Source organism: Pseudoalteromonas shioyasakiensis (genome assembly GCF_019134595.1).
GTDB classification, from domain to species: Bacteria; Pseudomonadota; Gammaproteobacteria; order Enterobacterales; family Alteromonadaceae; genus Pseudoalteromonas; species Pseudoalteromonas shioyasakiensis_A.
Genome location: NZ_CP077770.1, coordinates 195,519 through 216,373 on the forward strand (window position 1 = coordinate 195,519; position 20,855 = coordinate 216,373).

Genomic DNA, 20,855 nt, shown 5'->3' on the forward strand with positions numbered 1-20,855 from the left:
AAACTTTTTAAAGTTTACCCTTTCTATACGAAACTTTATTCAAACGAAGTGCCGAAAAAGTGGCGGATAGACTAAAAAGGGTTTTTATTAGTAAGCGACTTTTAAGTCTCTTACCTTTTTAATTGTTATCACGCTATTGAAATATGTCAAAAGTGTGGTATGACAAATTAAGTGTTAAATGATGAAGGAGAAGAATAGTGAATGACTATTTAGAAGAATTAAATATCGATGTTTTTCGAGAGCGTCTACTTGAAGAGTTAGAGGTTTTCTTGGATAAAAACAATACAAATGGATTTATTAAAGATGAAACCATTTATTATTTTGTAAGCTCATTAGTTGATTATATTTATTATGAGGTGAAAGAAAGGAAAGTAAAAGATGAAGTGTTTAAAGATTTAAAAAATCTGGCTGAAAAATATGAATTTGATGTTATTTTAAAAAGGAAGGCTAAAAAGTGAGAACATATTGCGGATATACGGAAGAAGAAATAAGAGAGATGGAAGATGAGGGTTGTTGTCCTCGTGCTGTGCTGTCTGCGTATTTAAATGATGATTATGATGGATCTGATGATTGGGATTATTATTGATTTAAATTTTGGCGAAAAAGAAAGAGAAGATGGTTTTTTATCTTCTCTTTCTTTTTTGTCTACACTGTTTTATTTGTTGTTTGTCTGTATTTTTTCTAAAATAGTATGAGCTTTTTCTATTTGAAAAAGAACTTGATTAAACAATTCAATTTCTTGGTTGACTATTATTTTACTAATTAGTTTGTTTATTCTATTTAAATAGTTAACTAATTTCTTGTCTTGAATATCTTTGCAACTTTCAATCAATATTAAAAAATTTTGCTGTATTTGCCAAATCATTTCATCAATTGGAGTTTTCTCACCATTCAGTCGTTTATGTGTCATATTGTTGTTTGGGAGAGAACAACCACCAAAATTATACTGCTCATCAATGATGACTGTATGAACGTGCTGATCTTTCATTTTGAATAAAATGAAATGGCTATAATCATTGAATAAATAAGCTGACTCTATTTTTTTGGATAAATAACTATTATAAGTCATTCTATTAGATGATAGTAAAACAGAATCTTTTTCAAGGATTACATTTTGATATAGATCTGAATACGTGTAATCAGGCTTGAAAGTTAAAATTTTGTTTTCAAGTTCTTCAATCTCTGATCTGTATCGTTCTATCTCTTTTGATAGTTCTCTTGTTTTTTCTCTAATCGTGGGTATTGAAAAATCTTCTTCTAACAAAAAACTAAGTTTAGACTCTGCTTTTTCATTAAGGTCTTGAAGCTTTGAAAGCCTTAGGTTTAAGTCTGTTGGTGCTTCTGGCTTAGGCATAAAGCCGTTCTCTGTCGTGAGGTGCAATAGCATTAGCTCTAATGGTAAATACTTGTAGTGCTTATTGTGAGAGCAATCACCGCCTCTTTTAGCATTAGAGCAAGTTAGATATTTACCACCTCTTGAACCATCACCCTTATCAACATACTCAATTTTTCCATCACAATAGCCACACCGTAAGATATTACGAAATAGATTAGAAAACTTGTTGCGGTTGACTTTACCACGACCTATAACTCTGCTTTTTCTAGCAATTTGAGCCTTTAGAAAAGTTTCTTCATCAATGATTTGAGGGTAATAATCTGGGATTGGATCGCCTAGAGGCTTGCGTTTATTTTCACCGATCCCGTTATGTTTTCCGATATGTGGCTGATATTCCCCTAATACAGATCTATCTGTAAGTATTCGTGAGAGGCTTGTCCTAGCCCACAACTTGCTTTTATGTGTTGGGGTAGGGAATTGGGTTAAGTTTTCGTTTAAGTGCCTTATAAGCTGTGATACACCCATACCATCAATTGATTTTTTATAGATATACTTAATAATCTCTATTTTGTCTTTTTTTAAGCGAAATTCTGTTCTATCTTCGGACAATTCTAGCCAATGTGGGATCAAAGAAGTTAGTTTTTTATTATCAATGTTCTTCCTTTTAGAGTCCCAACTTTCTTTTAATCGTTTCTTTTTTGTGGCTGATTCTTCATAAGCTCGACTCATTACTATCAAGCTTGTCATAACGTCTAAAAGTTGAGTTTCACTATCGACATCATCATTCTGTGAGTAAAGTTTTTGGTCTTGAAGTGTGTAAATATCTACATAATCGAGCAAATGCAGAAACTGACGCATTGCTTTATTGATTTTTTTACGTGATAGGCGATCAAGGTTTTCAACGATCAGTAATGAACCTTTTTTGACTTTGCCTGTTTCACAATCATCAATAAATCTTTTGAGATTTTCCTGATCACCGTCAACGCCTGATACACCAAGCTCTTGATAAACGGCTAGTTCTGTATCAAGCTCATATCCATTCTTCTCACAATACGCTTGTGTAGCTGAAAATTGTCGTCTAAAGCTATCACCCTTAGCTTGTTGCGGTGATGAGTAGCGTATGTATGAGTAAGCTTTTTTCATTGCTAAAATCCGTTTTTATGATTCTGTAGGATTATAACATAATCAGCTGTTTCTTGGCCCTCCTGGTACTGGCAAGTCAATGCTTGCCCAGCGTATGCCTACGATTATGCCAACCATGTCGGATGACGAAGCAATTAGTACCGCAGCGCTGTATTCGATAATTGGTCAATCGGTTGATTTATCGAATTGGCGTGAACGACCCTTTAGAAGCCCACATCATACTTGCTCTGCTGTTGCCCTTGTTGGTGGCTCTTCGAATCCTAAACCGGGGGAAATTTCTCTTGCTCATAATGGCGTATTGTTTTTAGACGAGCTGCCCGAATTTGAGAGAAAAGTGCTCGATTCACTGCGTGAACCAATGGAAACGGGTGTGGTGACTATATCGCGAGCGGCACGACAAATGGAATTTCCATCGCAATTCCAGTTGATCGCCGCATTAAACCCTAGCCCCACAGGAAGCCATACCGATAAGCGTGCAACGCCAGATCAAGTATTGCGGTATTTATCTCGAGTATCTGGACCATTTATCGATAGGATTGATTTACAAATTGAGCTGCCGCGACTCACCAGTAGCCAATTACAGAGCACGCAAGTAGAAGAAAGCAGTGAACAAGTAAGAGCCAGAGTCGAAAGAGCTTATGCAATTCAACTTAACCGGCAAGGCAAAGTGAATGCGCGCTTGAATAATAAAGAAATGAGCATTCATTGTGAGTTGGCAGCTGCTGAGCTGCAGTTTTTAGCAAAAGCCAGCGAAAAACTGGCTTTATCACCACGCTCATATCATCGTGTTATTAAAGTTGCGCGTACCATTAGCGACTTGAAAGCACAGCCAGCAATTACCTTAAATGAATTAAAAGAGGCGCTGAATTATCGCGCCTTTGAGCGGTTAATTAGTCAATTAACGCAGTATTAGATAACTTGCTAAATAGAGAGCATGTAACCTTTGCCGCGAACGGTAACGATACGTTTTTGGTCTTTTTCATCGCTTAGTTTTTTACGTAAGCGGCCAATAAGCACATCAACGGTACGATCGCTTGGGCTCCAGTCAGGTTGACCAATTTCTTCGGAAATTTTTTCACGTGATGTCGCTTTACCTGCATTTGCAATAAGGCAAATAAGTACCTTGTGCTCTGCTTCAGTAAGACGAGATTCTTCGCCATTATGGGTCACTAATGTGCGGTTATCTGGGTGCAGTTTAAAGTCGGCATATTCAATAAACTCTTCACTCTCATCATCTTGCTGAGAGCCTTTTATGCGCTTAAAAAGAGCACGCATTCGAAGTTCAAGTTCAAGTAAGTCAACTGGCTTGCAAATGTAGTCATCGGCACCTTGTGCAAGACCAGCAATACGGTCAGCTTGCGAGTCACGACTAGACAGCACAATAACGCCAATATCCGTTAGTGCATTAAGCTCTTTGGCAAGCAAAAGCCCATCGCGTTTTGGTAACACAATATCGATAACGGCTAGAGAAATTGCTTCTTTTGATGACGCACGCGATTGCACAATGCTTAATGCATCGGCCCCCGTTGAATCTACCTCAATATTAAACTCAGTTTCTTTAAAATGATTAAGAATGCGTTTAACGAGTAGCTCGTCGTCTTCAACCAATAAAACTTGAATAGTCATTCGCTTTAATTTCACACTTGATTTGTTGTTATGTTAGCACTGTATGGCAAAGGCTGAGAAGTGTATTGGCGAGGTTTGTAACTATTTCTTACAATTTAATAGCTTAGCTATAGTTGAAAAGGGTGAAAGCTGAGCACTCGCACAGTACTCAGCCAAATGATTAATCTACTTTTCAGGATAAAGATATTGCCACCATTGTGGCTGATCTTTTAAGTTTTTATCGAAATAAGCCAACATGGTATTCCACCAGTCGAAGCGTTTATCACGAGCAAAAATTTGGTGATCTGCATCTTTGTACTCAATCAGGTCAACATCTTTACCTAATAACTTTAATGCCGTGTACATATTGTGGCTTTCACCAACTGGTACATTGGTGTCTGAATCACCATGAAGGAGTAATAACGGCGTTGTTACTTTATCAGCATGAAACACCGGGCTGTGTTGGCTATAAAGTGTAGGGTTGTTCCACGGGTAGCTATTTTTAGATGCCTCAGCTGAGTATAAGTAACCCCACCAACCTTGGCCCCAGTACGAGGTGATATTTGAAATCCCTGCATGGGCAATCGATGCACTGAACATATCTGTTTTAGTTGCGAGTAGCATGGTCATAAAGCCACCGTAAGAGGCCCCTAAATTACCCACACGTTTACTATCAACAAAGCTATATTTATTTAAAAAGGCTTTTGTACCGTCGATGATATCGTTGGCGGTATATTCACCCCATGCGTTGACGTGTTTAGCTGAGAACTCTTGGCCAAAGCCGGTTGCGCCAGTAGGTTGTACAACGTAAACAACATAGCCATGCTCAGCCCATAGGTTGAATGGGTAGCGACCGGTAAAACCACGAGTTACTGGCGATGTACCGCCGTAATAATAAACCAGTGCAGGATATTGCTTATTGCTATCTAAATCATGAGGTAAATAAACACGACCCTTAATTTCAATGCCATCTTTATTAGTAAAGTTAAACTCTTCCAATGAGGCTACTTGCGTATTTTCATAGCCAATTGGCTCAGAATCCCACACTACTTTAGCGCGGCTCTTACCTAAGCTTAGTTGTTTTAACTGCTGAGGTGTTGACGCTGTGGTGCCGGTAACCAAAATGCGCGGGGTGCGTTCGTGTGAGTAGCTAACTTGCTCAACAACATCAAAACCCGTATTTACTTTATTAAAACGCTTTTTGCTTAAGTCGAATTGATAAAGTTGTACGGTATCTTGCTCGGTCACTTTAATCAGTGCATCACCATTTTTAAGCACATTTAACTGGCCGATAGCCGGATTAAATTCCTTACTTAGCGCGCTTGCTTTTTTACCGTCACGGCTGAGTAAGTAAAGTTGACCGTCATAGTTATTAGCAAGCATCCCTTCAGGAAGGTTACGACCTAAGCCGTTATTAAAATCTGGTCCGGCAGTGACATAAATTCCGTCGTCAGTATATTTAGCCTGATTAAATGTATTGTATTGACCAAGTACCGTAAGAGCAGATGTAGCTAGGTTTAGCTCAACAAGTTCTGTTGCTGGCTGTGGTGATAGCTGCATTGCTTGTGCTGAGTGGCTCATTAAGACGCGACCGCTTTTAGCGTCAAAATCTTCAAGTGAATGGCTAAGTGGGCCTTGGCTTAAGATTTTGCTAAGACCTGTTGGTATATCGAGTAAATAGACTTGCGATGTGGTACGAGCATAAGACCAACGGTCTTGCAGGCCTTGGTAATGCTTAGTGAGCTTGCCATTGTCTGTTGGAGACTTTGACCAACTAAAAATTAAGCTGTTGTTATCAAAAAACTGAAAGCCATTTGCACCAGCTAGATTTTTAGCAATGACGCTAAGTTGCATGGTTTTTAGGTTTAAACGCTTAAGCTCGCCATTTAATAAATACACTAAACTTTTGCTATCTGGGCTCCAAGTAATGTTACTTGGTTGGGCTGACTCAAAGCGATAAAGTGTATTGTTTTTTGCGTCTTTAAGTTCAGTAACATATTGCGCTTGATTAGCGCTTGCATCTTCGTAATGACGTTGGCTAGTAATGAAGTAATCGCCATTTGGTGCCATTGAAATATAACTGACTGTTGGCGCATCAAATAATTGCTTAGCAGACAAACCGTGTTGTTGTTTAGCGCTAAATTGCACAGTATCTAGTTCTGACTTAGCCGTAAAATCAAGCTCAACCTCATTCCAGTTGGCTACTTGCTCAGTGATGATAACAAACTGATGATCGCCTTGGCTTAAAGCTAGCTCATAGCTTTTATTTTTTTCTGTTTGCTTTTCACCATCAATAAATAGCTGCGCGTTTTCAATGCCTTTAAGTGTTAATGAACCTTGGCTAAAACGTTCAGTTGAGGCGGTAAATTTGAGTGCCTGTAAACCACCGAGTGTTAGCGCACTCACTTTGTCGAATGATTGCCAGTCAAGCTCATTACCAAAAACACGTATGTTATCGCTGCTTTTTTGCAAGCTAGGTAATAGGTTAGCAATAATGGCATCGCGATGATCCGTTTGATATGGCTTAAGTTGCATATCTTCGCCAAGAGGGCCAATAAATTGCACCGCTGATTTATCAATGGCAGCGGCCATCGCTGTATTACTTAATGCACATAACGCTAATGCACTGAATGTTGTTTTTAGCTTGGCTGATTGGCTTAGCCAAGTAGTTGAAAGTGTCATAGTTTCGCCTGTTGAAGGTAATTTAAACCAATATAGCACGCTGCAAATTACCCAAAAAGTGCTCTGCGTTAGATTGCAGTCGGGTTTGAGCTTGTGGTTTTCAATTGCTATGGTGAGCAGGTTAACTTTTTAAGAGGGCTTACAGTGACATTGTTACTTGTTTATATGTTTGTTGCCATTGCGGTTTCGTTTTTGTGCTCAGTGATGGAGGCGGTACTGTTAAGTATTACACCAAGTTATGTTGCGATGCTTAGAAAACAGCAACCACAATTGGCAAAACGTGTTGGTAAGCTTAAAGACAATATAGACCAACCTTTAGCTGCAATTCTCACGTTAAATACCATTGCGCACACAGCAGGTGCCGCTGGTGTTGGCGCACAAGCTGCAGTGGTGTTTTCAGATGCTGCGGTTGGCGTTGCCTCTGCAATTATGACGTTATTGGTACTGGTGCTTTCTGAAATTATCCCTAAAACATTAGGGGCTAATTATTGGCGAGGATTAACACCCATTGTTAGTGTGAGCCTAATTTGGTTGGTGTTTATGCTAAAACCTTTCGTATGGTTTGCAGATATTTTAACGCGCTTTTTAGGGCGTAATTACGATGAAGCCTATTATATCCGCCAAGAGATTGAAGCCATGGCTGATATTGGTACTGAGTCTGGAGCGCTTGGGCAAGATGAATCTGAAATCATTCGTAGCCTGCTGCATTTTCGTCATGCCAAACTCGATACCTTAATGACACCACGTACGGTGCTTTTTAAAGTACATAAGGATTTAACCGTAAATCAATACTTAGCGGAGCATGGTTCTTCTTCGTTCTCTCGGGTATTGGTTTATGACAAAAATGGTGATGACATTATTGGTTTTGTGCATAAAAATGACATTATGTTGGCATATCATCGTTTAGGTGAAGACTATAAAATTAGTAAGCTTGTTAAGCCTATTTACACCGTACCAGAAACCTTGCATGTGCCGACCTTGCTCGAAACCTTACTGTCTGGGCGCACGCATATTTGTTTAGTCGTGGATGAATACGGTGATGTGCAAGGTATTGTCACTCTTGAAGATTTAATTGAAGCGTTAATGGGGCTCGAAATTGTTGATGAGCATGATCAATCAGCCAATATGCAAAAAGTCGCCAAACAGCGTTGGCGACAACGTTTAGCATCGAGTAATACCATCGTCAGTGACGATAAGCGTAAACCTTAGCGGCGATGTCCTGCTGCGGTTTTTACCATTTGCCGCCATGAGAGCGACCAGTTTAAAAAGTCTTCTTTGGCTTTCGGGCGGCACAGCAAAAAGCCCTGCATTAAAATAAACTCTTTGTAGCGGTCGAGGTATTCAAGTTCTTCAACTCGTTCAATCCCTTCGGCCACAATAGCGAGATCTTCTTGTATCGCTATATTCACCAAGCTACTAACAATCACTTGGGAAAACTGATCGGTTTCAATATTGCTAATCAAGGTGCGATCGATCTTAATTTCGGTAAACGGCAGCGTTTTTAGCTGCTGAACATTGGTAAATCCTGTACCAAAGTCATCAAGCGAAATACCAAAACCGCGCATTCGTAAACGGTTGAGTGTTTCGAGTTGTGCAGTGCTGCGAAGCGCATACTGTTCGGTAATTTCTAAAATCACTTCACTGGGTGTTAGGTTGTTAAGGTGCAGTATTAAAGCCAGTTTATCTGGGCAGCTTAAGTCCTCGAGTTGCGAAGGAGATAAGTTAAATGCCAGTTTTAAATTAGGATCAAACTGCTCTTTGATTTCTGCAAAGTCGTTAGTGGCTTTTTCAAATAATTGAAAAGTAATAAGGTTTATTAAATCTAGGTCTTCAGCGATACAAATGAAGCGCTCTGGTAAGATAATTTCATCTGCTTGGCTTGTGTTGATACGGGCAAGCACCTCAATACTTTCAACCCGATTATCGTGGCGATTTATCTTAGGTTGATAAAACGGAATAATCTCATTATGACTGATGGCATGTAGTAGCAGTGACTCAGAAATAGGGGTTTTTGTACGCTCAACATGAATAGCAAAGTGCTCAAGCTTTTGCAGTAGTAAATAGACTTGATTAAGTTGTACGGGTTTAGTGACATTACCAATTAAGTGAGCGTTATGCTTACGAGCAAGGTCTGCGGCAAGGTCTATAACTTTAGGATCCATCTCAGAAATAATGGCAATTGCACCTTGGTACTTCATGGCACCTAAGTGACGAATTAGCTCCATACCATCCATTTCAGGCATATTGAGGTCGGTAAAAATTGCATCAAAGAATCGAGGTGCTTTTTTTATTTTTTCTAAAGCTTCTTCTGCACTTAGGCAGGTTGTGATGTGCGGAACCTCAAGCTCATTCAAAATGGCATGCATAACAATCAGGATGGCTTTTGAGTCATCCACTACAAGAATGTGTCTATTTGACTTCACCATATTCACTCCATGAACAAGAACGCTATAGTTAAAAGTAGTAGATAAACTGTATTTCGTCATGTTTTTTGCTTGTTTTGTGGTGCGAAAAATATACCTCCTTGTACCTAAAGGAAATTCGTAATTTTGTAAGGCCTCAGTATAATAGCCGCACTTTTTATTCGTATTTATAAGAACTATGGTCAGACTTCAGCTGAGCCTCGCAGATGAAACCTTTATTTTGCATTTAAACGGCTCACAGTTAATTCAGCTTTTTCATCAGCAACAAGCAATTGCCTTCGATAATCCAGAGTCAGAACTTTATGAGTTTGATTTTCAGGGGCAGCGTATTGGCCTTGATACTAGTAAAGTGCACGAAAAAAGCTTAGCAATCTTTGTTAACCAGCAGCAGGTGAGCCAACTTGCTTTACCTGAATTACAAGAAGCAGAACCAAAACGTGGCATTATTGGTTTGCTGGCACTGGGCTTTAAATTATTCAAAAGTGCAAAAGTTGTGAAAGCGGCTTTAGCGGGTGCTTCGGTGGCAGGCTATGCGTGGCTATTTTCCATTGAATTTGCCTTAATGTTAATTGCTTGCTTGGTGGTGCATGAATATGGTCATGTGCGCGCGATGAAATATTTTGGCATTAAAACTAAAGGTATTTACCTCATCCCATTTGTGGGGGGGTTAGCTGTTTCTGATGATAAAATTACCACGCGATGGCAAGACGTGGTGATATCACTCATGGGACCTGCTTTTGGCTTAATTACCTCAGTACTGGGAGTGGTGCTTTACTACGCCACTGAAATGGAAATATTCGCTGGTGTGGCAGTACTCAGTGCGTTGTTAAACCTATTTAACTTGTTACCTATTTTGCCCTTAGATGGTGGTCATGTACTTAAAAGCATTAGTTTTTCGATGCGTTCATGGATAGGCCTTAGTGTGTGCTTATTAGGTGTGTTATTTGGCTTGTGGTTAAGCTATACCTTCGGCTTGATGCTACTGGTGTTTTTCTTATTTGTAGGGGCACTTGAGATTATCTTTGAGTGGCGCGGACGTCACTACTCACACCTCATCCCTCTCGATACTTACGGACAAGGTTTTTCAGCGGTAATGTACGCACTGGTTGTTGCAGGTCACGTTGCAGTGATGATGCATTTTGCTGATTCAGAAAGCCCAATCTTAAGCTTACCAATGAAGATTTTATCGAATTAAGTATTAAATACGGACATTTTGTGAGTACTTTTTTAGAGAAGTGGCAATTTATTTAAAGTAATTTTTGGAGTCAGGTTAGCTTACAACATTCATATAAAAGTAAGAGAAAATGCTTTAATCAAGGAACTGTCAGTATAGCTATAGCCTATTCTAACTAGGCTATAGTTTTCATATCAAAAAACACAAAAGTTAAAAAAGCTATCAACTTTGTTATAGTCACCCTCACTGAATGGTAGGCTACTCTTAGCTGTGATAATTAACTTAGTTAAGTACTCTTTTTTTCTGTATTTATTTAATTTTATAAAAAATATAACCCTGTTTTTATTCTCAAAGCTTGTTTTAATTTCCATATATTTATCTTTAACAAACTTTTCATTTTCAATTGTGAGAAATAATTCACTTTTTAAAAATTTACTAAAGTTGGTATAAACTATTTCCTCTTTAGAAATTATAGTGCCAGTACTGTTTCGTAAAATACTGTTTTGGGATAACTCTGAAAATGAGAAAGCCCATGCAAAATTTTTATCTTCGACTGAAATATATCTTTTCATTTCTTTTTTATCGAACATATCTTCGTTAAAAGATGAGTTGAAAGAAAATCCAAGGTTGTCAGCATTACATCTATCTATTGGTGACGCATAAGCTAAATTAAATTGAGATATTAATAAATATAAAAATAATATTTTAATTCTTTTCATCTTTATTCTTAATTTTAGAAAATTTATACCCGTAGTAAATCCCTTGGGCATTAGCTAAGAAAAGGATAATATAAAAAATAATATCTTTATGGAAACTGGTTGCATAGCTATAAACGAGTATGCAACCCACAAAGTTTATTAGATATACAAAAATAGGAAGTATAGTCTTCATTAGTTGTAGTGCACTGAATCTAAAAGTTTACTTCTATTCGATATTTCTTGGTTTGCCTTGTTCAACTCTGTGGCATTGAAATATAAAGAGCCCCACATAACGATGGTAATCCAGCCCCCCCTAGACACTTTTTTAGTTTTCCATATTGTCGATGCTAATTCTTTAGCACTTGCAGCAGAAATTGAAGCACCTAGAATTCCAGCATATGAATTCACCATATCGTGAAATTTTTGGTCTTTTAACAGTTCTGTATTGGATAGTGACCAAATTCCCCATTGAGGATTAACAATGACATCTGTTACTTTTTCGATTAGTTTAGCCATTAGTGGCTTGTTATTTAGGGTTTGAATTAAGCGCATGGCTTCTATTTTTTGATTACTGCTTAAGTGTCTATAAATAATAACGCTTGCTATTGCTTCAGATTCCTCTTGGTGGTTGTTACTTAGCTTATGTAAACTAATAGAACATATACGAGCAAGATATTGGCATTGCGCTTTAGGTGTTTTTGGTAAGGAATAAGGTAATTCGCTAATATTCATTTAAGTTCCTTTTAAATTTATTTACTAACATTTGTTCCTAGTTTTGCTTAGTTTACATGTATAGTCAATACGTAATATGGTTCTGAATAAGGGACTTTTATTAATAAAAACTCAGCATTAACGATATAAACACGCCTGTGATGATCAGCTGCACAAGACAAAAGCCCATGATGTCTTTGGCTTTTAAGCCGGCAATAGCAAGTACGGGGAGTGCCCAGAACGGCTGAATAAGGTTAGTCCAAGCATCGCCCCATGCGACAGCCATAGCAACCCGTGGCATATCCGCGCCAAGTGTTTGTGCTGCAGGAATGACAATCGGCGCTTGCACTGCCCATTGGCCGCCGCCTGACGGCACAAATATATTCACAAATCCTGCGCTTAAAAAGCTCCAAAATGGCAGCGTTTCGGCTGTTGCAATGGCAATAAACCCTTCCGATATTTGTTGAGCAAGTCCCGTTTTTACCATAATGGCCATGATCCCCGCATAAAAGGGAAATTGAATCACAATACCAGCGCCACTAGGGATTGCTTGCTGTAAGCTGCTAAGTAAATTATGCGGCGTTTGATGCAGTAAAATTGCGCTAAATAAGAAAATAGCGATTACGCTATTTAAGTTTAAGCCGCCTCCGTTTAGCACAAAATAATAGAATAAATAGGCAAGACCAAAGGCACCTATCCCCATACCAAGCAAACGACTATGTTCAATTACTTCGGCAGGGCGGGTAGATGTATCTGCTTGCTTTGATTCATCTTCAAGCTTTGCAGGGTCAACATAAACGCTGTCTTTTTCGCTTGGCAACATATAGCGATTTACCAGCGGCATGATAATAAACAAGCCCACAACAATAGCGATGTTAAATGCCGCAAAAATCGTGTTTTCGGTGCCTATTACCCCAATACTTTGCTCTGCAAAGTGGCCATCGGTTGCGATTGTCAGCGGCACTGAACCGGCTAAGCCGCCATGCCAAACAATAAAACCCGAATAGGCACTGGCCACTAACAAACGGTAATCAACGCGGGTATGTTTCGCAATTGCTTTGGCGAACAAAGCGCCAATCACTAAACCAAAGCCCCAATTTAGCCAGCTTGCTAATAAAGACACGAGCGTAACGAGTATGATCGCTTTAGCAGGGCTGTTGGCAAGAGTCGCGAGTTTGTTGAGTATACTGCGCATCACCGGGGTACTCGCTAGCATGTAGCCCGTTAGCAGTACTAGCAGCATTTGCATGGCAAATTGTAATAGGTTCCAAAATCCACCACCCCAAGCCGCGAGCACTTGCGTGGGCGTTGACGGCGTAAAGAGGCTCGCAACGATAAAGCTCAGCAAGGTGAGTAATATAACAAATACAAACGGGTCGGGTAGATAACGCTCTACTAGTTTAGTGAATGGTTTAGCAACGCGATTTAGCATAGTTTTTATTGTTGTCGTCGAATCGATAATGCCAATAAATCATGATTAACGATGATTGGCAAATTGCGACGTCGTTGCTTTAGCTTATACCTTTAAAAACAGATGCTAAAAGTGCTTACTGTGAATCTTGCTCTAGCACGGCTTTTAAGCGGGCTTGAACTTCTTCTACTAACAGTATTGGCTGGAACTTTGATAAGAAGGCATTACAACCAACCTTCTCAACTAAAGCTTGGTTAAAGCTACCACTCAAAGATGTATTAAGCACAATATGTAGGTTCTTCATTCGGCTGTCGTTACGAATTTCGTGTGTTAAACGGTAGCCATCCATTGCTGGCATTTCAGCATCGGTGATCACCATGAGTAACTCTTTCTCAACATCTTTGCCTTGATCAGCCCAGCCTTTTAGCATTTCGAGTGCTTCAAGTCCGTTACGAGCCGGTATGATTTCGATACCAAGTTGCGACAAGGTATCGCTTACTTGCTTACGAGCAGTTGGCGAATCATCAGCGTGAAGAATTTTGCGGCCTGCAAACTCGTTCACGATGCTTTTATCTAGAATGTCTTCAGATATTTGGACTTCGTACTCAACGATTTCGGCGAGCACCTTTTCTACGTCGATAATTTCAACCAGCTGCTCTTGGCCATCGCGTTTTACTTTCGTTAAGGCTGTTAGATAGTGATTTTTACCAATTGCCGTTGGCGGCGGCATGATATCTGACCACGTCATATTAATGATTTGATCAACTTTCCCAATTAAAAAGCCTTGCACGGTACGATTGTACTCGGTGATAACGAGGTTTGTATCTTCGATGTGTTTAGCATCAGGCATGTTTATCGCTCTGCGCAAATCAATCACTGGAATTGATTCGCCACGAATATTTACAACCCCAGAAACTTTAGGGTGGGCGTGAGGAATTTTGCTAATTTGCGGTAACTTCACCACTTCTTTAACTTTAAACACATTGAGAGCGAATAAGTGGCGACTGTGTAGGTAAAATAGTAAAAGCTCTAAGCGGTTTTCACCGACCAGTTGCGTACGCTTATCGACGGAAGCAAGAACACCTGACATATTTCACCCTAAACACCTAATACAGAGATAGTATAGTCTACTATCATTTTTCATCGACATGCATTAGTAATTTTCCATCAGTTGCCAAAGTGCAAGCATTACAGTACCGTATCGATAATTTCTTCCACTATAAATCGCAAGGATTATGCATCATATATTTAATCGTTTAGTGGTACTTATTCGCAGTCACATTGATCAAGTAAGTTGGCAGGCTGTTGTATTTACTACGCTTTTGCATATGTTACTTATTTGGTGGCTGCTTTTGCTTGCAGGAGAGCAGGCGCTCACACCACTTAGTACTTATTTTTATTATTATGTAGTAACTACATCTACAGTTGGCTATGGCGATTTTAGCGCGAGCACCGAGCTTGGCCGTTGGATTGTCGCATTACTGCAAATACCTTTTGGTTTAGCATTATTTGGCGTTCTGTTAGGAAAAACAGGGCAAACAGTAACTTATTTAATTAGGCGCGCTATGACCGGTGATAAAAGCTTCGCACATATAAACAATCACATTATTATCTTTGGTTGGCATGATACACGTACTAAAAAGATGGTTGACTATATCTTGGCCGATCATAAACGTTTAGACCGTCGTATTTTATTGGCGGTTACTGAGCAAATGGAACATCCGTTTTTAGCAAACCCGATGGTTGATTTTGCTCGTCTAAGTAGCTTTACTGATTTAGATGAGTTGAAAAGAATTGCCATTGATCGCGCCGACAAAATTATTATTGATGGCCAAGACGATGACCAAACGTTTACAACAGCCCTGCGCATTAGCAAGTTGGTCAATGAACAGTGCCACATTAGTGCGCACTTTGATGATGAAACTAAAATCGAAATGCTACATGAGCATTGCCACAATGTAGAATGTAGCAGTGCTAAGTCAGCCGAGATCTTAGTGCGTTCAATGCAAGACCCAGGCTCAAGCCGTGTGCAAGAAGAGCTGTTATCGACACTACATGGGGATACTCAATTTAGTTTACCAATTCCAAAAGGCGTGCAAGCAATGGAGTTTGGTAAGCTGTTTCATCACTTTAAATATAGTCATGATGCTATATTACTGGGTGTAGCACATAATTTGAGTGCAAAAAATATGGACTTAAACCCGCCACTTGATTATGTAGTAAGTGAGGGAGATATTTTGCATTATATTGCTGCGGAGCGTGTTTTGAGTGACGAAGTTGATTGGTCTGCGTTGGTTTGATGATCTATGAATGAAGTTGTGTTTTTAATTATTGTACTCAGTGCCTACATTTTACCTGTGGTCATTGTGCTCAATAGTAAACGCACTCAAGGGCACGAAAAGAATGCTTGGTTAATCGGTATCATCTTCTTTTCGTGGTTAGCTTTAGTAATGTACTTAACAATCATCCCTAAACACGGACGGGTCAAAAAACACCGTAAAGTAAAACCTAAGGGTTAACTGACCTAAAGCTGACAGCAGCTGTATCACTTCAACTGTTTTAGTTTATGATCTATCACAGGATCATCGGGTGAGAGTTGCTGAGCCACTTCTAAGACCTTAATAGCATCGTTTGGGTGCTCATCTTGATGTTTGATTGCAACATCAATCAGCGGTTGCACATCAATCGCATCTTTTTGCTCTTGCATGTGCTCGGCTTTTTCTTCAGCTAAAATTGTATGAGCGGTGCTTAGTAAGGCTAAACGATGTGGCGAACTCTTATTTGCCTTATTTAGGCGACGATAATAGTCTTCTTTAAAGCGCAGCGTTTTGGTTTGCTGGCGGAATTGGGCTATATCAACTTGCTGGTGGCTAATAAAATCAACAGCAACATCTTTATAAAAGCCAAACTTATTTAAATATGTTGCATGAACACTATGGCCCATACCAAACACGCGTAAGTGGGTTAGTTGCGGGTAACGTTTAGCATGAGCTCGGTCGATGCGATTCGTTGGGTCGTAAATAATATAACCCTTTGCATGGCCTAAATCTAAATCGTGGTAGTCACCGTTCCAATCAAATTTTTGCGCGATGTCGGTACTTGAACGATCATCCCATGGCGCTTTTTCTTTATTTTTTGTACTAACAGGGTGAAAGAGCAAGACTTTATCAAGCTTTAATAGATTGGCAAAGGCGCCAACGGCAAAGCCTCCTCGACTCAATCCATAACCTAACCGCTCTTTGAACCCGCCAATCAGTGGTGCTAGCTGCTCAATGAAAAACAACAGATTACGGTGCCTAAACCAGTTGCTAATGCCTAAATGTTGAAAGGCGATAATATTCACATCTTGCTTTTTCGCGAGCTTATAAGCCCAAGGCGAAAAATCATCAGTGATATCATGTTCTTGATAATTTGTTCCAGCAGGAGAGAAGGTAATTAGCAGGGGCTTATTGGCATCAATGATATGGTATTTCACATAAACATCACCGAGCAAATCACCACCAGTCATAGGAACAAGGCTTTGTTGCTCATCGCGTGGGAGATTGGTCCATTCCTCTAACCAATACAATAATTTCATACATCCCCCCACGTTATCTCTAAAATAAAGGGGCAATATTATAGCAAAAATAGCAGCTAATTAAAAATGGCCGCTACTTTATATGCTTATCGCTCGCTCATTGCGATGATCTGTTGCCAGTCATGTTCGGTGACAGGCATTACTGACAATCGGCCGCCTTTTTTAAGAGCGATTTCGGTAATTGACTCATTGGCTTTAATTGCTTGCAGGCTAACTAGCTTTTTAAGGTGTGATTGATATTGCACATCGACTACAAACCAGCGCGGGTTATCAGCAGTTGCTTTGGCGTCGTAGTAATCGCTATTTAAATCAAACTGTGTTGGGTCGGCATAAGCTTCGCGAGTCACCGTAGCGATACCAGCAACACCCACCTGTTTACAACTTGAATGATAAATCATTACCAAGTCACCATGCTTGATACCATCGCGAAGAAAGTTGCGGGCTTGATAATTACGCACGCCATCCCACATAGAGGTTTGCTCAGGTGCGTTTTTTAGATCATCAATTGAAAATGCATCGGGTTCGGTTTTAAAAAGCCAATAAGCCATAATGAGGTGCTCTTACAAAGATTTACTTCCAATTAGTCTATAGTATCATTAAACGCTTGTCGGGATTGAGGATATATAAATGAGCCAAGTATTAGATGACCTACTGTCATTAATGTCGTTAGAAGAGATTGAGCAAGGCTTGTATCGCGGGCAAAGCCAAGATTTAGGATTTAGAGCTGTATTCGGTGGCCAAGTAATGGGCCAAGCTCTATCTGCCGCAAAAGAAACATTACCACAAGGGCGTATTGTTCACTCTTTACACTCTTACTTTTTGCGCCCAGGTGATGCTGCAAAGCCGATTGTCTATGATGTAGAGAATATCCGTGATGGTAAAAGTTTTAGTACTCGCCGTGTAAAAGCAATTCAATATGGTAAGCCGATTTTTTACATGACCGCTTCTTTCCAAGGAGAAGAAGAGGGCTTATCACACCAAGCGCAGATGCCTGATGTACCTCAGCCTGAAGAATTAAAGTCATCGCTTGAATTTTACCAAGCAAATGCAGAGCTTATTCCTGAACCAATTCGAAATAAGTTCATCCGAGAAGTGCCAATTGAAATGCGCCCTGTGACCTTTCATAACCCATTCAAACCACAAGTGATGGAGCCAGTTAAGCATATTTGGTTTAAAGCTAATGGTGAGATGCCTGACGATCAGCGTATTCATAATTACTTACTTGCGTACGCATCTGACTTTGAATTTTTACCAACTGCATTACAGCCGCACGGCGTATCGTTTATGCAGCCGAATATGCAGGTTGCGACGATTGACCATGCAATGTGGTTTCACCGCCCGTTTAGACTAGACGATTGGATTTTATATTCGATTGATAGCCCAAGTGCGAGCTCTGGTCGTGGTTTGGTGCGAGGTCAGTTCTTTGACCGTCAAGGCAATTTGGTTGCCTCAACGATCCAAGAAGGGGTCATGCGTCAGCGTTAATCTTTTACGTGCTGAGCTTGGCTTTGCACTATATCGTCAATTGACTGCCAGACCCGTGCTGGCAGCAATGCTTTAAGATATAAATACACTTCACACAGCTCATTGCTGCCCGTTAAGCCTTGCTCTGTTTCGGTAATTAGCTTTTGCTCTCGCAAGCTTGAAATAAAACCAATAAGTACTTTTTTGTCGAAGAACTCAGGGGTTTTAATGCCGTGCAAGGTGCCTAAGCGCTCTGCTAACACTTGGCTTTCATGTTCAAGTTCTTCACGCTCAATACCACTGCTAGTTTGAATAAAACCAACCACGATAGCGTAACGTTGCAATGTTAAGCTTAGGGCACGACCGAGCATTTCGAGTTTCGCTAAGCAGTCGTTGCTGTTAGTGATCTTGATATTATCGCCATCAATTTCAATCAGGTCTTGATCAACGAAGCTTGCGAGTACGCGAGTAATATAGTTTTCATCTAACTCATGCAAGAACCACTCTTTGGCAAACAGTGGGTAAAAACGTGCAATCAAAGCTTGGCAATCAGCCAAGGTAGTTTGATGTGCTTTGAATAGATGCAGCGCCAATAAGCTCGGCACTGCAAATAAGTGCAACACGTTATTACGGTAGTAGTTGAACAGTGTTTTTTCTTTATCGTTAATCGCGATAATTTCACCAAACTCATCACTGATAACATCAAACTTATTAAGTTTAAGTGCATGCTCTAGTAGCTGCTCGGCGCTTTCGTCTGGTGTGGTCACTTTTTCACTGTAGCTTGCGCTACGCTGTAAATGTAAATAAAACTCAAGCTGAGCAATCAACTTAGGCTTACTTAGCGCGTGTTTATCATTAACCAGTAAAATCATCGCGAGTAGATTGACAGCATTGAGTGCAGCGGCGCTATTAATATTAACCATTACCTTATCAGCGAGGTTAGCGACCTGCGGTCCAAGCCATTGTGGTTTCTGAACATCAGTTGGGTGAATCGACTCGCGCCAATCAGGTTGTTGATCATTAAGGTATTGGTTTATCGATATAGGGTCGCCAAAGTTTAAATAACCACGACCATAGTTTTTCAGGTTTTTAATTGCCTTAAAGATACCTAATACCGACTCACCTTTTTTATCATTACCGGCAAGCTCTTTTAAGTAAGTATTAATTTCCATTACGTGCTCATAACCAATGTATACAGGCACAATTGAAATAGGGCGGTCTATGCCACGTAACATGGCTTGTAATGTCATAGCGAGCATACCTGTTTTTGGCGGTAACAAGCGACCAGTACGGCTACGACCACCTTCAGTGTAAAACTTTACTGAATAGCCTTTGATAAATAACTGGCTCAGGTACTCTTTAAATACTGACGAATACAGTTTATTGCCCGCGAATGAGCGGCGAATAAAGAAAGCACCACTGCGGCGGAAAATCCCCCCTGCTGGGAAGAAGTTTAAGTTGATACCCGCAGCGATATGTGGCGGAACTAACCCTAAATGGTAAATAGAATAGGTCAGCAATAAGTAATCCATATGCGATCGGTGACATGGCATATAGATAATCTCGTGGCCTTTATCTGTAAGCTCATGCACTTGCTCAGAAAACTTAATATCAATACCGTTATAAAGCTTATTCCATAGCCAAGTTAAAATACGGTCTGCAACACGAATGGTGGCATCGCTATAATTGGCGGCAATCTCATCAAGTAGCTTCAGCGCATTTTGGCGAGCTTGCTCTTGGCTGATGTTTTTTTCTTTCGCTTCTATTTGAATTGCTTTTTTTATTGTTGGTGAGGCAAGTAGCGAATTAAATAGCTGTTCACGTGATGGCATTTTCGGACCTGTCGCTGCCAATTTTTGACGACGGAAGTGCACGCGGGCTACACGTAATAGTTTATGCGGTAGCTCATCAACCTCTGCTTTTTCATTGACCAATAACGATAAATCGAGCGGCTGACTAAAGCGGATAAAATTATCGCGCCCAGAAAATAGCAACACAAAGAATTTACGAAACCAGCTGGGTGTTAATGAATGAGACACCAAAGTACCTAAACCTGGCTTTTCTTTACCTGGATTACGACCCCATAAAATCGTCACCGGGATCACTTGGACGTTTTTCTCACCTGATTGCATTAGGTGGTCAATAATTTGTTTGCCTTGCTGCAGGGCATTGCTTGGTTTGCTTTTGTTACCAAATAGCGGTGGTGGGTTTTGAATACCGATAAAGCGATCAAGTTCTGCATTACCTAATAACTGCTCTTCGGTTGGATTAGGTAAGCCGTATTTTTTACATACCCGCGCCAATGCCGCTAAATCAGAGCGCGCATTAAGCCTAACAATATAGAAGGTTGGGTTGGCTGGGTTTAGATTGTATTGTTCAATCGGATTTTCTGGCAGCACCTTACTTTTTACAAACAAGCGGTTCATACCGGCAGAAATGAAATTTAAACAACGATTAATGATACGCATCAACTCACCAAAGTTATTAGTAGATATTAAATAGACCGAGAGTGGTCAAAAATAAGCGGCATAGAATAACAATTATTAACTGGACTGACCATTTAAAAGCGATTTTCTAGCCTCTTTACTCGCACAAGTATAATTTAAAGACGCTAATGTTATTGATAAAGTT

17 protein-coding genes and 1 pseudogene are annotated in these 20,855 nt (G+C 40.0%); 7 read left to right on the forward strand and 11 right to left on the reverse strand.

Annotated elements, in window-relative coordinates:
* The first annotated feature begins 197 nt into the window (after positions 1–197).
* The gene (locus KQP93_RS00945) at positions 198–458 is read left to right on the forward strand and encodes a hypothetical protein (protein WP_069445781.1); all 261 of its coding nucleotides are present in this window, start codon (positions 198–200) and stop codon (positions 456–458) included.
* 197 nt (positions 459–655) lie between these two features.
* On the opposite strand, the gene KQP93_RS00950 is transcribed toward KQP93_RS00945, so the two are convergent.
* Positions 656–2,479, reverse strand: coding sequence for a recombinase family protein (locus KQP93_RS00950; RefSeq protein WP_069445782.1), 1,824 nt, complete (start codon positions 2,477–2,479; stop codon positions 656–658).
* A 37-nt stretch (positions 2,480–2,516) separates the two neighbouring features.
* Here KQP93_RS00950 and KQP93_RS00955 point away from each other — a divergent pair.
* Positions 2,517–3,392 (forward strand): annotated as a pseudogene (locus KQP93_RS00955) (YifB family Mg chelatase-like AAA ATPase); the annotation flags it as partial.
* 8 nt (positions 3,393–3,400) lie between these two features.
* On the opposite strand, the gene KQP93_RS00960 reads toward KQP93_RS00955, so the two are convergent.
* Positions 3,401–4,105 carry a response regulator transcription factor gene (locus tag KQP93_RS00960; protein WP_217875509.1) on the reverse strand — a complete coding sequence of 235 codons (705 nt, stop codon included), beginning with the start codon at positions 4,103–4,105 and terminating at the stop codon, positions 3,401–3,403.
* A 165-nt stretch (positions 4,106–4,270) separates the two neighbouring features.
* A complete protein-coding gene (locus KQP93_RS00965) occupies positions 4,271–6,766 on the reverse strand; it encodes an alpha/beta hydrolase family protein (RefSeq protein WP_217875510.1) in 2,496 nt (831 codons plus the stop codon).
* Positions 6,767–6,910: 144 nt separating this feature from the next.
* Here KQP93_RS00965 and KQP93_RS00970 point away from each other — a divergent pair, with 144 nt between their 5' ends.
* Positions 6,911–7,975 carry a hemolysin family protein gene (locus KQP93_RS00970; RefSeq protein ID WP_217875511.1) on the forward strand — a complete coding sequence of 355 codons (1,065 nt, stop codon included), beginning with the start codon at positions 6,911–6,913 and terminating at the stop codon, positions 7,973–7,975.
* Here KQP93_RS00970 and KQP93_RS00975 read toward each other — a convergent pair.
* Positions 7,972–9,192: an EAL domain-containing response regulator gene (locus KQP93_RS00975; protein ID WP_217875512.1), complete on the reverse strand. Its 1,221-nt coding sequence runs from the start codon at positions 9,190–9,192 to the stop codon at positions 7,972–7,974. The two genes, KQP93_RS00970 and KQP93_RS00975, sit on opposite strands and share 4 nt — an antisense overlap.
* 175 nt (positions 9,193–9,367) lie before the next feature.
* Here KQP93_RS00975 and KQP93_RS00980 point away from each other — a divergent pair, with 175 nt between their 5' ends.
* Positions 9,368–10,384 carry a metalloprotease gene (locus tag KQP93_RS00980; protein ID WP_217875513.1) on the forward strand — a complete coding sequence of 339 codons (1,017 nt, stop codon included), beginning with the start codon at positions 9,368–9,370 and terminating at the stop codon, positions 10,382–10,384.
* A 173-nt stretch (positions 10,385–10,557) separates the two neighbouring features.
* On the opposite strand, the gene KQP93_RS00985 is transcribed toward KQP93_RS00980, so the two are convergent.
* From KQP93_RS00985 to KQP93_RS01000, 4 genes are all read right to left on the reverse strand, one after another.
* On the reverse strand, positions 10,558–11,082 hold the full coding sequence (locus tag KQP93_RS00985) for a hypothetical protein (RefSeq protein ID WP_217875514.1): 525 nt from the start codon (positions 11,080–11,082) through the stop codon (positions 10,558–10,560).
* Between the two features lie 171 nt (positions 11,083–11,253).
* Positions 11,254–11,793, reverse strand: a complete 540-nt coding sequence (locus KQP93_RS00990) for a hypothetical protein (protein ID WP_217875515.1) — start codon at positions 11,791–11,793, stop codon at positions 11,254–11,256.
* Positions 11,794–11,893: 100 nt separating this feature from the next.
* Positions 11,894–13,204, reverse strand: coding sequence for a short-chain fatty acid transporter (locus tag KQP93_RS00995; protein ID WP_217875516.1), 1,311 nt, complete (start codon positions 13,202–13,204; stop codon positions 11,894–11,896).
* Between the two features lie 115 nt (positions 13,205–13,319).
* Positions 13,320–14,273: a chemotaxis protein CheV gene (locus KQP93_RS01000; RefSeq protein ID WP_217875517.1), complete on the reverse strand. Its 954-nt coding sequence runs from the start codon at positions 14,271–14,273 to the stop codon at positions 13,320–13,322.
* 145 nt (positions 14,274–14,418) lie between these two features.
* Here KQP93_RS01000 and KQP93_RS01005 point away from each other — a divergent pair, with 145 nt between their 5' ends.
* Positions 14,419–15,483, forward strand: a complete 1,065-nt coding sequence (locus tag KQP93_RS01005; RefSeq protein ID WP_217875518.1) for a potassium channel family protein — start codon at positions 14,419–14,421, stop codon at positions 15,481–15,483.
* Positions 15,484–15,489: 6 nt separating this feature from the next.
* Positions 15,490–15,702, forward strand: a complete 213-nt coding sequence (locus tag KQP93_RS01010; RefSeq protein ID WP_054563926.1) for a hypothetical protein — start codon at positions 15,490–15,492, stop codon at positions 15,700–15,702.
* A 26-nt stretch (positions 15,703–15,728) separates the two neighbouring features.
* Here the strand turns inward: KQP93_RS01010 and KQP93_RS01015 are convergent, their stop codons facing one another.
* Entirely contained in the window at positions 15,729–16,760 is a 1,032-nt protein-coding gene (locus tag KQP93_RS01015; protein ID WP_063529763.1) for a hypothetical protein, read from the reverse strand.
* Positions 16,761–16,846: 86 nt separating this feature from the next.
* A complete protein-coding gene (locus KQP93_RS01020) occupies positions 16,847–17,308 on the reverse strand; it encodes an EVE domain-containing protein (protein WP_217875519.1) in 462 nt (153 codons plus the stop codon).
* 79 nt (positions 17,309–17,387) lie between these two features.
* Between KQP93_RS01020 and tesB the strand changes: the two genes are divergently transcribed.
* Positions 17,388–18,245 carry an acyl-CoA thioesterase II gene (tesB, locus tag KQP93_RS01025; protein WP_054552365.1) on the forward strand — a complete coding sequence of 286 codons (858 nt, stop codon included), beginning with the start codon at positions 17,388–17,390 and terminating at the stop codon, positions 18,243–18,245.
* On the opposite strand, the gene plsB is transcribed toward tesB, so the two are convergent.
* Positions 18,242–20,692, reverse strand: a complete 2,451-nt coding sequence (plsB, locus tag KQP93_RS01030; protein WP_217875520.1) for a glycerol-3-phosphate 1-O-acyltransferase PlsB — start codon at positions 20,690–20,692, stop codon at positions 18,242–18,244. The genes tesB and plsB overlap by 4 nt on opposite strands.
* Between the last annotated feature and the right edge of the window lie 163 nt (positions 20,693–20,855).

Excerpts from the sequence above, each read along its gene's own strand:
- KQP93_RS01010 (WP_054563926.1), top strand. The coding sequence starts at position 15,490 with ATGAATGAAGTTGTGTTTTTAATTATTGTACTCAGTGCCTACATTTTA.
- tesB (WP_054552365.1), top strand. The coding sequence starts at position 17,388 with ATGAGCCAAGTATTAGATGACCTACTGTCATTAATGTCGTTAGAAGAG.
- plsB (WP_217875520.1), bottom strand. The coding sequence starts at position 20,692 with ATGCGTATCATTAATCGTTGTTTAAATTTCATTTCTGCCGGTATGAAC.
- KQP93_RS01020 (WP_217875519.1), bottom strand. The coding sequence starts at position 17,308 with ATGGCTTATTGGCTTTTTAAAACCGAACCCGATGCATTTTCAATTGAT.
- KQP93_RS00975 (WP_217875512.1), bottom strand. The coding sequence starts at position 9,192 with ATGGTGAAGTCAAATAGACACATTCTTGTAGTGGATGACTCAAAAGCC.
- KQP93_RS00985 (WP_217875514.1), bottom strand. The coding sequence starts at position 11,082 with ATGAAAAGAATTAAAATATTATTTTTATATTTATTAATATCTCAATTT.
- KQP93_RS00990 (WP_217875515.1), bottom strand. The coding sequence starts at position 11,793 with ATGAATATTAGCGAATTACCTTATTCCTTACCAAAAACACCTAAAGCG.
- KQP93_RS00980 (WP_217875513.1), top strand. The coding sequence starts at position 9,368 with ATGGTCAGACTTCAGCTGAGCCTCGCAGATGAAACCTTTATTTTGCAT.
- KQP93_RS00995 (WP_217875516.1), bottom strand. The coding sequence starts at position 13,204 with ATGCTAAATCGCGTTGCTAAACCATTCACTAAACTAGTAGAGCGTTAT.
- KQP93_RS01015 (WP_063529763.1), bottom strand. The coding sequence starts at position 16,760 with ATGAAATTATTGTATTGGTTAGAGGAATGGACCAATCTCCCACGCGAT.
- KQP93_RS00960 (WP_217875509.1), bottom strand. The coding sequence starts at position 4,105 with ATGACTATTCAAGTTTTATTGGTTGAAGACGACGAGCTACTCGTTAAA.
- KQP93_RS00950 (WP_069445782.1), bottom strand. The coding sequence starts at position 2,479 with ATGAAAAAAGCTTACTCATACATACGCTACTCATCACCGCAACAAGCT.
- KQP93_RS01000 (WP_217875517.1), bottom strand. The coding sequence starts at position 14,273 with ATGTCAGGTGTTCTTGCTTCCGTCGATAAGCGTACGCAACTGGTCGGT.
- KQP93_RS00965 (WP_217875510.1), bottom strand. The coding sequence starts at position 6,766 with ATGACACTTTCAACTACTTGGCTAAGCCAATCAGCCAAGCTAAAAACA.
- KQP93_RS01005 (WP_217875518.1), top strand. The coding sequence starts at position 14,419 with ATGCATCATATATTTAATCGTTTAGTGGTACTTATTCGCAGTCACATT.